This is a genomic window from Streptomyces sp. NBC_00271 (assembly GCF_036178845.1).
GTDB lineage: Bacteria > Actinomycetota > Actinomycetes > Streptomycetales > Streptomycetaceae > Streptomyces.
Genome location: NZ_CP108070.1, coordinates 5,838,224 through 5,851,360, shown reverse-complemented (window position 1 = coordinate 5,851,360; position 13,137 = coordinate 5,838,224). Strand labels below are relative to the sequence as shown.

Sequence of the window (13,137 nt, the reverse complement as noted above, 5' to 3'; positions counted from 1 at the left end):
CTTCGACATCGTGCCCGGTGAGGCACTGGCGGAGGATACGAGATTCGAACTCGTGAGGGGTTGCCCCCAACACGCTTTCCAAGCGTGCGCCCTAGGCCTCTAGGCGAATCCTCCGCGGCAAACAATACAAGACGTTGAGGAGTGCTCGCGAACTCGTTCCCCCCTCCCGGATCAGGTACTCTGTGCGGAGCCCCTCACGTGGCGCTATCTGACTGAACTCCCCCAGGGCCGGAAGGCAGCAAGGGTAGGTTGGCTCTGGCGGGTGCGTGGGGGGCGCTTGCGTTCGTGGGGCGGGATGCGGCACGGGGTCCGGCCGCCGGGGCCCGGGGGCTCAGTGAGCGGTCCCTGTTGTCAGTGGGCGCCTATAACCTCGTATGTGTGTCGTCTCTCGCGCTGTACCGCCGCTATCGCCCGGAGTCGTTCGCCGAGGTCATCGGGCAGGAGCATGTCACCGACCCGTTGCAGCAGGCGCTGCGGAACAACCGGGTCAATCACGCGTACCTGTTCAGCGGGCCGCGCGGATGCGGGAAGACGACCAGCGCGCGGATTCTGGCCCGGTGTCTGAACTGCGAGCAGGGGCCGACGCCGACTCCTTGCGGGGAGTGCCAGTCCTGCAAGGACCTCGCGCGGAACGGGCCGGGGTCGATCGACGTCATCGAGATCGACGCCGCCTCGCACGGTGGTGTCGACGACGCTCGTGACCTGCGGGAAAAGGCCTTCTTCGGGCCTGCGAGCAGTCGGTACAAGATCTACATCATCGACGAGGCCCACATGGTCACCCCGGCGGGCTTCAACGCCCTGCTGAAGGTGGTCGAGGAGCCGCCCGAGCACCTCAAGTTCATCTTCGCCACGACCGAGCCCGAGAAGGTCATCGGGACGATTCGGTCGCGGACCCACCACTATCCGTTCCGGCTCGTGCCGCCGGGGACCCTGCGGGGGTACCTGGGCGAGGTCTGCGGGCGCGAGGGCATTCCCGTCGAGGACGGCGTGCTGCCGCTGGTCGTTCGGGCCGGCGCCGGCTCCGTGCGTGACTCCATGTCCGTCATGGATCAGCTCCTCGCGGGGGCGAGCACCGACGGTGTGACGTACGCCATGGCCACCTCGCTGCTGGGGTACACGGACGCGTCGTTGCTCGACTCCGTGGTCGAGGCGTTCGCCGCGGGCGACGGCGCCGCGGCCTTCGAGATCGTGGACCGCGTCATCGAGGGGGGCAACGATCCCCGGAGGTTCGTCGCCGACCTGCTGGAGCGGCTGCGCGACCTGGTGATCCTGGCCGCGGTTCCCGACGCCGCCGAGAAGGGGCTCATCGACGCCCCGTCGGATGTCATCGAGCGCATGCAGGCCCAGGCCGGGGTCTTCGGCGCCGCCGAGCTGAGCCGCGCCGCCGATCTCGTCAACGAGGGGCTGACGGAGATGCGCGGCGCCACCTCGCCGCGACTCCAGCTCGAGCTCATCTGCGCGCGCGTGCTCCTGCCCGCGGCGTACGGGGACGAGCGCTCCGTCATGGCCCGCCTGGACCGCATCGAGCGCGGGGTGAACTTCTCCGGTGCCGGCGCGGGCGCCCCCGCCATGGGGTACGTACCCGGCCCCGAAGCGCATGGAGGGGCGCCGGCCGCGGCCGCTGCGATGACCCCGCCGGGCGGCGGGGTCGCCGCGGCCCGGGCCGCCGTGCGGGCCACAGGTCCCGGCGGGCAGGGACCGGCGAACGAGGGGTACGGGGCCGGGGGCACCGGCGGGGTTGCCGCGGCGCCGGGTGCGGGGGCTGCTCCCACCCCTGCCTCTGCCCCGACACCCGCTCCGGGTCCCGCCGCTGCCGCTGCCGCGCCCGCGGCTCCTCCGGCTGCCGCCGCGTCCCCGCCCGCGTCCCCGTCCGGAGCAGCGCCCGGCGCCTGGCCCACCGCGACGGCCGTGGGCAGTGGTCGGCGTCCGGGCGGCTGGCCGACCGCGACACCCGCGGGCGGGGGACAGGCCCCCGCCACCCCCGGCGCGCCCGCACCCGGCGTACCCGCACCCGCTGCTGCGCCGACGGCGTCCACCCCTGGCCCGGGCCCCGGCCCCGCGCAGGCCCCCGCTGCCGGTGGCGTCGACCCCCGCGTGCTCTGGCCGAACATCCTGGAGGCAGTGAAGAACCGCCGTCGCTTCACCTGGATCCTGCTCAGCCAGAACGCGCAGGTCACCGGCTACGACGGCACGACCCTGCAGATCGGCTTCGTCAACGCGGGCGCGCGCGACAACTTCGCGAGCAGCGGCAGCGAGGAAGTCCTGAAGCAGGCGCTGTCCGAACAGTTCAATGTGCAGTGGAAGATCGAGGCGATCGTCGACACCTCCGGTGGCTCGGCACCGTCACCGATGTCGGCCTCCGGCCCTGGTCCCGGGTTCGGTGGCAGCAGCAGCAGCGGTGGCTACGGCGCTGGTGGCGGTGGTGGTGGTGGCGGTTACGGCGGAGCTCCGGCCGGCTCGCGCCCCGCCTCCCAGCAGCCCCCGGCCCCGGCTCCGCGCCCCGCCGCGTCCCAGGGCCCGTCCGCGGGCCAGGCCTCGGCCGCGCCCGCCTCGACGCCCGCCCCACCACCCCCGGCCGCCTACGAGCCGCCTCCGGTGGCCCCCGAGGACGACATCCCCGAGGACGACGACCCCGACCTCGACGAGTCCGCCCTCTCGGGCCACGACCTGATCGTCCGCGAACTGGGCGCGACGGTGGTGGAGGAGTTCTCCAACGAGTGAACACCCGGGCCCCTCTCGGAGGATCGCACCAACTCTCCCCACGCCTCGCTTCGGAAGCCCCCACAAAGGCACCCGGCCCCGACGGTTAGGCTGACCCCGTGAAGGTCCTCGTCATCGGTAGTGGCGCCCGTGAACACGCCCTGTGCCGTTCCCTGTCCCTCGACCCCGACGTCACCGCCCTGCACTGCGCCCCCGGGAACGCAGGCATCGCGGAGACGGCCGAGCTGCATCCGGTCGATGCCCTCGACGGCGCCGCCGTGGCCGCGCTGGCCACGGAGCTCGGCGCCGAGCTGGTGATCGTGGGCCCGGAGGCGCCGCTCGTCGCCGGGGTCGCCGACGCCGTGCGCGCGGCGGGCATCCCCTGCTTCGGCCCCTCCGAGGAGGCCGCGCAGCTGGAGGGCTCCAAGGCCTTCGCCAAGGATGTGATGGCAGGGGCGGGCGTCCCCACGGCACGTTCGTATGTCTGCACGACGCCCGAGGAGGTCGACGAGGCGCTCGACGCCTTCGGCGCTCCGTACGTCGTGAAGGACGACGGACTCGCGGCCGGTAAGGGCGTCGTCGTGACCGACGACCTCGCGAAGGCCCGCGCGCACGCCATCGCCTGCGACCGCGTCGTCATCGAGGAGTTCCTCGACGGCCCCGAGGTCTCCCTCTTCGCGATCACCGACGGCGAGACGGTCGTCCCGCTCCAGCCGGCCCAGGACTTCAAGCGCGCGCTGGACGGCGACGAGGGTCCGAACACCGGCGGCATGGGCGCGTACTCGCCCCTCCCGTGGGCGGACCCGAAGCTGGTCGAGGAGGTCATGGAGACCGTCCTCCAGCCGACCGTCGACGAGCTGCGCCGCCGCGGCACCCCGTTCTCCGGCCTTCTCTACGCGGGTCTGGCGATCACGAGCCGCGGTGTACGGGTGATCGAGTTCAACGCCCGTTTCGGCGACCCGGAGACCCAGGTGGTCCTGGCCCGGCTGAAGACCCCGCTCGCGGGCGTCCTGCTCGCCGCCGCCGAAGGCACCCTCGCCGATCTGGCGCCGCTGCGCTGGAGCGACGACGCGGCGGTCACCGTGGTCGTGGCCTCCCACAACTACCCCGACACCCCGCGCACCGGCGACCCCATCACCGGGCTCGACGAGGTGGCGGCGCTGGACGCCCCGTACGCGTACGTCCTGCACGCCGGGACGAAGCACGACGGCGACGCGGTCGTCAGCGCGGGCGGCCGGGTGCTCTCCGTCACGGCGACCGGCATCGACCTCACCGAGGCCCGCGCCCGCGCGTACGCGGCGGTCGCCCGCATCGGCCTCGACGGTTCGCAGCACCGTACGGACATCGCGGCGAAGGCGGCGGCGGACGCCACGGCCGAGGCCACGACCGAGGCATAGAGCCCCTGACGGAGGCGCAGCCTCCACCCCCGCACGCACCACTGGGCCCCGGATTCTGTACGGAATCCGGGGCCTGATCCTTGCCCACGGTCATCCACCTTTCCCCAAAGCCATTCCATCGAGTGAGCGATGCCCCATCCGGCTGACGGGGGCCGAGGCCCCAACTAGGGTGCGGCGAAAGCGTTCCGGCACTTGGCCCACCGGCATTGCGATGTCGGTGGTGGGTGCCACAGTGGGGGAGTGAGCAACACCAGGGCATCCTTCGGCGCGGGCTGCGAGACAGCCCGGGCCGGGCCGACAGCAGGGGGTGACATCCGGTCGTGACCGGTATGGGTGTGGAGGTGGGCGCGCAGTCCGCGCGCTCCCGGGCGCTCGCCGTGCTGCGTGTCCGCAGCAGGGCGCTGGCCGTCGCCCTGCTGCCCGCGGCCGTCGCCGTCGTGCTGCTCGTCGGCGGCTCGACCGGGCACATCACCGGCGGAAGCTGGCCCGTCACTCGCTGGATCGTGACGGTCCTCGCCGCCCTCGTGCTGCTCGCCGCCGCGGGCATCGCGCTCGTCGTCGCCCGCGCGCGGCCCGCCGTGAGCCCCACGGTCCCGATCGCGGAGGCGTCCGCTCCCGACCTCTACCGCCTGGTCCGGGATTTGGCCGACCGCCTCGACGTCCCGCCGCCCTCGGCGATAGCGCTGACCCCGGACTGCGACAGCTGGCTGGAGGACCGCACCCACCCGGCGCACGGCCCGCCGCCGCCCGAGCACCGCGACGAAATAGCGGGCGCACGAGGGATGGGAGGCGGAGCCGGGCGTCCCCGCCGAGCCCCCGCGGCTCCCGTCCTCGTCATCGGCTCGCCCTTCCTGTGGTGGATGCGGGTCGGGGAGCTGCGCGCGGTCCTCGCCCCGGTCGTCGCCGGTACGGGCCCTTCGGCCCACCCCGACATAGCCGCGGCCCGCCGTTTCGTACGGGGTCTGGACGCGGCCGTGGCCGTGACCTCCGAGCCCGCCCGCGGCCCCCTGGTCCGCACGGTCCTCGCAGGCGTCGGCTGGGTGACCCGCCTGCTGCTGCGCAGCTGTCGGGGTCATGCGGCCGAGATGGAACGGGGAGTGGCGGCTGCCGCCGCCGAGCGTGCACAGGCTGTGGACTACGGCCTGCGGATCGTCGCTCAGGAACAGGTCGGCCTGGCGTACGCGGGCTGGGACCGGCTGCTGACCCGGGTCGCGCTGCCCGCCTGGCGGATGGGCCGCTGGCCGGCCCGGCTGGACGCGGGTGTCGTCGCGGCCCTCACCGAGCTGTCGCGCCGTGACCGGCTGGCCGAGGGCTTCGCCTCCCGCCTCGGCGAGCGTCCCGCCTGCGACCTGCTCGAAGAGCCCGGTTCGGTGGACGAGGCGGCCTCGCTGCTCGCCGCGCGCCTCTTCCACGGCGGGCCCGCGGAGCCCGGGCCCGACTGGGCGCCGGTGGACTGGCAGGAGTATCCGGACGAGGTCGTCGACCGCACCTGGCGCACCGAAGCGGCCCGGCTGCACCGGGTGCTGGACGCGCTGGGGGTCCGCCACCCCACGGATCCGACCCAGCCCGACCCGGGTGGTCCGACGCTGGCACGCGTGCTCGACCATCTGACCGCGCCTGCCACGGACGACGCCGACCTCTCCGTCGATCGGCGCGAGGCGTACGGGGAGAGGGGCACGGGCGTGAGCCTGAACGAGACAGAGACAACAGAGGCAAACGAGACAGAGGGAGAGGCCGAGGTCGAGGTCGAGGAGGAGGTCGGGGAGGACGGCGAGCCCGTGCTCGGGAGTGAGCGGACGGCGGCGCTCGCCGCCGGGCTCAGCGCGGAGCTGGCCCGTGAGGAGGCGGCGGCGCCGGCCGTCGCGTCCGGGCCGGGCGGGGGTGCGGAGCAGCCGGGCCCCGACTGGTCGTTCTGGGACGACGGGATGCTGCCGCTCTTTCCGCTCCAGCCGCCGCGCAGTGGGCGTGAGCTGTTGGCCGACCATGTCACCGCGATGGTCTGTTGTGCGGCGATGGACACTGCCGGGGCGGCGCCGGGGCTCGACTGGCTCGATGGCCCCGCCCTTCTCGTCGACGGGGTGCGGGCCGCCGATCTGGGGCCGCGGGTCCTGACCCTCGTCGAGGACGGCGACCCGGAACCTCTCCGGGACTGGCTCCGGCACCTGGGCGTCCGCCCCGAGAAACCGGTCCGCCTGGTCTGACGCCGCCACCACCGTCCCTACTCCCAGCCACCCCTATCCGCCTCTTCGACCGGAGCACCGCGTTCCGTTCACGTCAATTCGCGACGAACGGTGACGGAGTGCGTGCGTAATGTGATGTGCTGGGACCGATCGCGTGCAGGGCAGAGGTTTACAGAGCAGAGGCTCACAGAACTGACGGGGGCACGAGGGAGGGGAGCAGGCATGGGGTCGGAGCAGATCCGCCGCTGGGAGTCGGGCGCACTGGCGCACGCCGTGACGGACCCCTTCGGCCAGGGCCCGGTTCCCTGGCTCAGGGGCGACGAGCAGTACTTCGACGACACGGGCCATGTCGTCCCGTGGTACATCGATCACATTGATCACGTCGATCAGGCAGGTCGGGCCGGTCAGCCCGGTCAGGCCGGGGGTCCCGGTGGCTCCGCCACCCTCCAGGGCTCCCGCAAGCCCCCCATCCCCCACCCCCGCGCCGGCGGCCCCCGCTCGGCCGACGACGTGCACCGCCAGATCAAGGGCTTCGCCTCCAACGGCGCGGCCGCGCCGGGCGAGGCCATCGACTTCCACGTCACCGTCGACCCGCCCCAGGAATTCAGCGTCGACATCTACCGCATCGGGCACTACGGAGGCGACGGGGCCAGCAAGATCACCACCAGCCCCCGCCTGTCGGGCATCGTCCAGCCGCCGCCCCTCACCGCCGACAGAACCGTTTCCTGTCATCACTGGTGGCTCTCCTGGCGCCTGCAGATCCCGAGCTACTGGAACATCGGCGCGTACGTGGCCGTACTCACCACGGCCGACGGCTACCGCTCCCACGTCCCCTTCACCGTCCGCGACAACCACCCGGCGGACCTCCTTCTCCTGCTCCCGGACATCACCTGGCAGGCGTACAACCTCTACCCGGAGGACGGGCACACCGGCGCCAGCCTCTACCACGCCTGGGACGAGAACGGCCGTCTGCTCGGCGAGTCCGAGGCCGCGACGACGGTCTCCTTCGACCGCCCGTACGCCGGCGCGGGCCTTCCCCTCCACGTCGGCCACGCCTACGACTTCATCCGCTGGGCCGAGCGCTACGGCTACGACATCGCCTACGCCGACGCCCGCGACCTGCACGCCGGCCGCGTCGACCCCACCCGCTACCGCGGCCTGGTCTTCCCGGGGCACGACGAGTACTGGTCGTCGGCCATGCGCCGCACCGTGGAACTCGCCCGCGAAAGCGGCACCTCCCTGGTCTTCTTCTCCGCCAACACCATGTACTGGCAGGTGGAGTTGGCCCCGTCACCGTCCGGCATCGCCGACCGCCTGCTGACCTGCCACAAGCGCAGAGGCCCGGGAAGGCCGGCGCTGTGGCGCGAAATCGACCGTCCTGAGCAGCAGCTCATCGGCATCCAGTACGCGGGCAGGGTCCCGGAACCCCACCCCCTGGTCGTGCGCAACGCCGACCACTGGCTGTGGGAGTCGACCGGCGCACACGAGGGCGACGAACTCGCCGGCATGGTCGCGGGCGAGGCCGACCGCTACTTCCCGCGCACCCCGCTGCCCGAGCACCAGGGCCGCATCCTCCTCGCCCACTCCCCCTACCAGGACAGCGAGGGCGCCACCCGCCACCAGGAGACCTCCCTCTACCGGGCCCCCTCCGGCGCTCTGGTCTTCGCGGCCGGGACGTTCGCGTGGTCCCCGGCCCTGGACCGCCCCGGCCACGTCGACGCCCGTGTCCAGCGAGCCACCGCGAACCTCCTCGACCGCATCTGCAAACGGGACTGAGAACGCGCACCCCGCACGATCACCACAGGCCCCCGCCCACCCCCTGGCCAAAGCCGCTCCCCGAATACGGGAGAATCGAGCCACTTGGACAGAACCACGGGGAGGAACCGTGTCCGGATTCGTCGAAAAGCCCGAGCCCCTCCAGGTCCCGGGTCTGGTACATCTGCACACCGGCAAGGTGCGCGACCTGTACCAGAACGAGGCGGGCGACCTCGTGATGATCGCCAGTGACCGCATCTCCGCCTACGACTGGGTGCTGCCCACCGAGATCCCCGACAAGGGCCGGGTCCTCACCCAGCTCTCGCTGTGGTGGTTCGACAAGCTCGCCGACCTGGTCCCCAACCATGTGCTGAGCACCGAGCTCCCGCCGGGCGCCCCCGCCGACTGGGAGGGCCGCACCCTCATCTGCAAGTCCCTGCGGATGACGCCGGTCGAGTGCGTCGCGCGCGGCTATCTCACCGGCTCGGGCCTCGTCGAGTACGACGAGTCCCGCACGGTCTGCGGCCTCGCCCTCCCCGAGGGCCTCGTCGACGGCTCGGAACTCCCCGCGCCGATCTTCACCCCCGCCACCAAGGCCGCGGTCGGCGAGCACGACGAGAACGTGTCGTACGAGGAGGTCGCCCGCCAGGTCGGCGCCGAGACGGCGGCCCAGCTGCGCCAGACGACCCTCGCCGTCTACGGCCGCGCCCGTGACATCGCGCGCGAGCGCGGCATCATCCTCGCGGACACCAAGTTCGAGTTCGGCTATGAGGGCGAGACGCTCGTCCTCGCCGACGAGGTGCTGACCCCGGACTCCTCCCGCTTCTGGCCCGCCGACGTCTGGGAGCCGGGCCACGCCCAGCCGTCCTTCGACAAGCAGTTCGTCCGCGACTGGCTGACGTCTCCCGAGTCGGGCTGGGACCGCAGGAGCGAGCAGCCCCCGCCGCCGCTGCCGCAGCACATCGTGGACGCGACCAGCGCCAAGTACATCGAGGCGTACGAGCGCCTGACCGGCACCAGCTGGAGCTGAGGACGCGAAGGAGCACACGAAGAAGCCCCCGACCCTGAAGGGCCGGGGGCTTCTTTCTCTGAGCGGACGACCAGGTTCGAACTGGCGACCTCAACCTTGGCAAGGTTGCGCTCTACCAACTGAGCTACGTCCGCATGCGCTGTGGTGCGAGGACAACTATACCCAACCTCGCTCCCGTGCGAGACGCACCGCCGCGTGACGGTTCTCCGCCCCGAGCTTCGAGACGGCCGACGAAAGATAGTTGCGTACCGTCCCCTGGGACAGTGCCGCCCGCTCCGCGATCTCCGCGACGGGCGCCCCGTCGGCGGCGAACTCGAGCACCTCGGCCTCGCGCGCGGTCAGCGGCGAGTCCCCGGCGGAGATCGCGTCCGCGGCCAATTCCGGGTCCACATAACGGTTTCCCGCATGCACGGTACGAATGATCTCCGCGAGCCGCTGTGCGCTCACCGTCTTCGGGACGAACCCGCGCACACCTGCCGCGAGCGCTCGCTTCAGATGCCCCGGCCGCCCGTGGCTCGTCACGATCAGCACCTGGCAGCCGGGCAGTTCGGCCCGTAGCGATGTGGCCACCCTCACACCGTCCGCCCCCGGCATCTGCAGATCCAGAACGGCGACATCGGGCGCGTGCGCCAGCGCCATCGCCAGTGCCTCGGGCCCGGTCGCGGCCTCGGCGACCACCACGAGGTCGTCCTCAAGCCCCAGCAGCGCGGCGAGCGCACCCCTGATCAGGTGCTCGTCGTCGGCGAGCAACAGCCGCACGGGAGGTGCGGATGGGACGGGTGGGACGGATGAGGTGGGTGGGGTGGGCGTCATGAAGTGACCTCGCTCACAGGGTGGGGGACGGGTCGGGGCGAGCCGCCCGGTTCCGGGGCCGGAGCCCGTTCCGGGACCGAGTCAGGGGGCAGCGGCACCTCGGCGGTCAGGCGGAACAGGTCATCCCCGGCGGGCCCGGCCCGCAGCACCCCGTCCACCTCCCTGAGCCGCTCCCGCAGCCCGGCGAGCCCGGACCCCCTTCCCGGCTCGGCGGTACCGGTACCGGTATCGGTACTCGAACCGGTACTGGTACCGGGCGCCCCGTCGTTCTCGACGGTGAGGGTCACCCGGCCCTCCGCCACCCGCAGGGACACCGCGCACCTTGCGGCGTCCCCGTGCCGCAGCACGTTCGTCGTCGCCTCCCGTACGACCCAGCCGAGCGCGGACTGGATCTCCGCGGGCAGTCCCGTCACCGGGCCGCTGACCTCGCAGTCGATGCTGGCGGCCGTCAACACGCCCTGGGCCCCCGCGAGTTCGGTCCGGAGATCGGCCTCGCGGTAGCCGCGTACGACCTCGCGGACCTCCCGCTGCGTCTCCCGTGCTATCCGCTGGACCTCGATCATCTGCTCCACGGCCTCCGGCCGTCCGCGCCGGGCCAGTTGCACGGCGAGCTCGCTCTTCAGCGCGACCACCGCAAGGTTGCGGCCCATCACGTCGTGCAGATCGCGCCCGAAGCGCAGCCGTTCCTCGGCGACGGCGAGCCGGGCCCGGGTCTCGCGGGCCTCGTCGAGTTCGTAGACGGCGTTCAGCAGCCAGACGGAGAAGGCGGAGGTGAAGGTGAAGAAACCGGCGGCGAGGACGACCGCACCGGCGGCGACGGCGGCGCCGGGCGCCGGGACACCCGCCGGGACGGCCACGGCGCCGGCACCCACGGCGGCGCCGAGCACGCCGAACACCATGCGTCGTGCCTCGCGCACCGCGAGCGCCAGAGTGCCGATCCCGAACGACAGGACGCCGACGAACACCGTGCCCGCCGCCGCCCCGTTGTCCGCGCCGCGCGGGCCGTGCAGCGCGACCACCAGGCTCACGACGGCGATCACCACGGTGGCGGTGCCCAGCGCCCAGAGCAGCCGTACCGGCAGGGGGCGGCGGCCGCGGGTCCAGTCCAGGGTCAGCGAGGCGGTCACCGCGGCGAGCGCGGCGTGCGCGCTCACCAGCAGGAACAGGATCCAGTTCACCGGGGCGGGCACATATCCGAAGGACGGCAGCGCGAAGGTGGCCACCTCGATGAACGGGAAGGTGTGGAACGACCACCGTGTGTACGTCTCGACCTTCGCCGGCGTGCTCTTGCCGCGCCACCAGCCACCGCGCCCGCCCATGCCCACCACCAAGTCCCTGGTCAACGCCGCGGCTCCCAGCGGAACCACCGCCGTACAGCAAACACCGCGAACACGGTCCAGGCCACCGCCGTCCCGAGCGCGCCCAGGGTGTCGTGCGCGGAGAGGTCGCCGGTCCAGCCGCCGCGTATCAGCGTGATCACCGGGGTCAGGGGCAGCAGTTCGCAGGCCGAGGCCAGCTGGGCCGGCATGAGCTGGAGGGGAAAGAAGGTGCCGGAACCGAACAGCGACACCAGCATCAAGGGCATGGTGGCGACCTGGGCGCCCTCCACGCTCTTGCTGAAGTTCGCCGTGATCGCCGCGAGCGGGGGCCACATCGCCAGGCCCAGGAGCAGCCCCAGGACGGCGAGATGGGGTGCCCGGGGCGCGCCGACGTCCAGCAGCGCGGCGCACGCGACCGTCAGGACCAGGCACTGCACCAGGCCGATCGCGACCGAGGGCAGGGCCGCACCCGCGAGGATCTCCGCGTCCCGCAGCTCCCCTGTGCGCAGCCGTTTGAGGACGAGCTCCTCGCGGCGGGCCGCGTACACACTCACCAGCGGGCTGTAGACCGCGAAGAGGAGTGAGAAGCCGACGGAGGACGGCACGATGACCGAGCCGACCGAGAGCCCGGTGCCCTTCAGGTCCATCTGGTCGACCGTCGAGCGGAGGCTGAACGGCAGGAGCAGCGGCATGAACACGGCGGCGGCGAGGGTCGCTTTCGAGCGGCCCAGCAGGGTCAGTTCGGCGCGCGCCAGGGCGGCCATCCGCCCTGCGGCCGTCGTCGTACCCGCACCCGCACCCGCACCCGCACCGGTACCGGTACCGGCTTGCCCGGTCGCCGGGACTGTCGCGCTCATGCCACCGTCCCCCTTTCCTGCTCCCGCACACCCGCACCGGGCGCATCCGCACCGGGCACACCCGCACCGGGCGCACCCGCACCCGGCGCATCCGCGTCCCGCGCACCCGCACCCCGGCCCGCGGCGTCCCGCGCTATCCGCAGGAACGCCTCCTCCAGTGAGGCCGACCGCACATCGAGCCCCCGCAGCTCGACCTGCTTCTGGTGGGCCCACACCAGCAGCGCGGTGGCGGTGCGCTGGAGCTCGTCGGTGCGCAGCCTGACGGCACGGCCCGTCGTCTCGTGGTCGGTCACGCCGAGTCCGGCGAGCGGGGGCAGATCTCCGAGGAAGTAGCCGTCGGGCAGTTCGAAGGAGATCCGGGACGGTGAGGAGGCGGTCACCTCGGCAGGGGTGCCGGAGGCCGCGATGTGCCCTTCGTGGAGGATCGCGAGCCGGTCGGCCAGCTCCTCCGCCTCCTGCAGGTAGTGCGTGGTCAGCACCACGGTCGTACCGCCGTCGCGCAGCTCGCGCACCAAGTCCCAGGTGTCCCGGCGCCCTTCGGCGTCCAGGCCGGTCGTCGGCTCGTCGAGGAAGAGGACCTCGGGGCGGCCGAGGAGCGCGAGGGCCAGGTCCAGGCGCCGTTTCTCGCCCCCGGACAGCTGCTTCACCCGTACCCCGGACCGCCGGGTGAGCCCGACCATCCCCAGGGCCTGACCGGTCGGCCGGGCTCCGCTCGTGCAGCCCGCCCACATCCGTACGGTCTCCGCGACCGTCAGTTCGGAGGGGAAGCCGCCCTCCTGCAGCATCACGCCGATCCGGGGCCGGACGGCCGCGCGCTCCTCGTACGGATCGTGTCCGAGGACCCGCACCCGGCCGCCCGCCGGAGGGGCGAGGCCCTCCAGCAGCTCGACGGTGGAGGTCTTGCCGGCGCCGTTGGTCCCCAGCAGCGCGAAGAGCTCACCGCGGCCCACGGAGAAGGTGATTCCGCGCACGGCCTCGAAATCTCCGCCGGCTCCCCGGTCTCCCCCGTACACGCGCCGCAGATCAGTGACCTCGATCACGTCATCTTGCTCGTTCGTGTTCATGAAATCAGCGTCCCCGCGGACG

Annotated in this window: 9 protein-coding genes, 2 tRNA genes and 1 other RNA gene; 6 read left to right on the top strand and 6 right to left on the bottom strand. The window is 72.6% G+C overall.

The genetic code is table 11. The features are described from left to right. Nucleotides 1–26 precede the first annotated feature (26 nt). A tRNA-Ser gene (locus OG798_RS26690) sits at nt 27–114 on the bottom strand. A gap of 71 nt (nt 115–185) precedes the next feature. Between OG798_RS26690 and ffs the strand changes: the two genes are divergently transcribed. The 6 genes from ffs (at nt 186) to OG798_RS26660 (ending at nt 9,062) form a co-directional block, all read left to right on the top strand. Beyond that, nucleotides 186–284, top strand: an RNA gene (ffs, locus tag OG798_RS26685) — signal recognition particle sRNA small type. A gap of 94 nt (nt 285–378) precedes the next feature. Continuing rightward, a complete protein-coding gene (locus OG798_RS26680; RefSeq protein ID WP_328757767.1) occupies nt 379–2,721 on the top strand; it encodes a DNA polymerase III subunit gamma and tau in 2,343 nt (780 codons plus the stop codon). Between the two features lie 98 nt (nt 2,722–2,819). After that, the gene (gene purD, locus OG798_RS26675; RefSeq protein ID WP_097225441.1) at nt 2,820–4,097 is read left to right on the top strand and encodes a phosphoribosylamine--glycine ligase; all 1,278 of its coding nucleotides are present in this window, start codon (nt 2,820–2,822) and stop codon (nt 4,095–4,097) included. A gap of 329 nt (nt 4,098–4,426) precedes the next feature. Continuing rightward, on the top strand, nt 4,427–6,298 hold the full coding sequence (locus OG798_RS26670) for a hypothetical protein (RefSeq protein WP_121415681.1): 1,872 nt from the start codon (nt 4,427–4,429) through the stop codon (nt 6,296–6,298). Nucleotides 6,299–6,499: 201 nt separating this feature from the next. After that, a complete protein-coding gene (locus tag OG798_RS26665) occupies nt 6,500–8,053 on the top strand; it encodes a N,N-dimethylformamidase beta subunit family domain-containing protein (protein ID WP_328757766.1) in 1,554 nt (517 codons plus the stop codon). A 109-nt stretch (nt 8,054–8,162) separates the two neighbouring features. Then, on the top strand, nt 8,163–9,062 hold the full coding sequence (locus OG798_RS26660) for a phosphoribosylaminoimidazolesuccinocarboxamide synthase (RefSeq protein WP_095853830.1): 900 nt from the start codon (nt 8,163–8,165) through the stop codon (nt 9,060–9,062). 61 nt (nt 9,063–9,123) lie between these two features. On the opposite strand, the gene OG798_RS26655 is transcribed toward OG798_RS26660, so the two are convergent. From OG798_RS26655 to OG798_RS26635, 5 genes are all read right to left on the bottom strand, one after another. Further along, nucleotides 9,124–9,196, bottom strand: a tRNA-Gly gene (locus OG798_RS26655). A gap of 22 nt (nt 9,197–9,218) precedes the next feature. Further along, a complete protein-coding gene (locus tag OG798_RS26650; protein WP_095853831.1) occupies nt 9,219–9,875 on the bottom strand; it encodes a response regulator transcription factor in 657 nt (218 codons plus the stop codon). Beyond that, nucleotides 9,872–11,194 carry a sensor histidine kinase gene (locus OG798_RS26645; RefSeq protein ID WP_328760083.1) on the bottom strand — a complete coding sequence of 441 codons (1,323 nt, stop codon included), beginning with the start codon at nt 11,192–11,194 and terminating at the stop codon, nt 9,872–9,874. Before OG798_RS26645 ends, OG798_RS26650 begins: the two co-directional genes overlap by 4 nt. Before the next feature lie 20 nt (nt 11,195–11,214). Next, nucleotides 11,215–12,051, bottom strand: coding sequence for an ABC transporter permease (locus tag OG798_RS26640; protein WP_438948392.1), 837 nt, complete (start codon nt 12,049–12,051; stop codon nt 11,215–11,217). Continuing rightward, complete coding sequence (locus OG798_RS26635; RefSeq protein ID WP_328757765.1) at nt 12,048–13,115, bottom strand: ABC transporter ATP-binding protein; 1,068 nt, start codon at nt 13,113–13,115, stop codon at nt 12,048–12,050. The genes OG798_RS26640 and OG798_RS26635 overlap by 4 nt, the downstream gene beginning before the upstream one ends. Between the last annotated feature and the right edge of the window lie 22 nt (nt 13,116–13,137).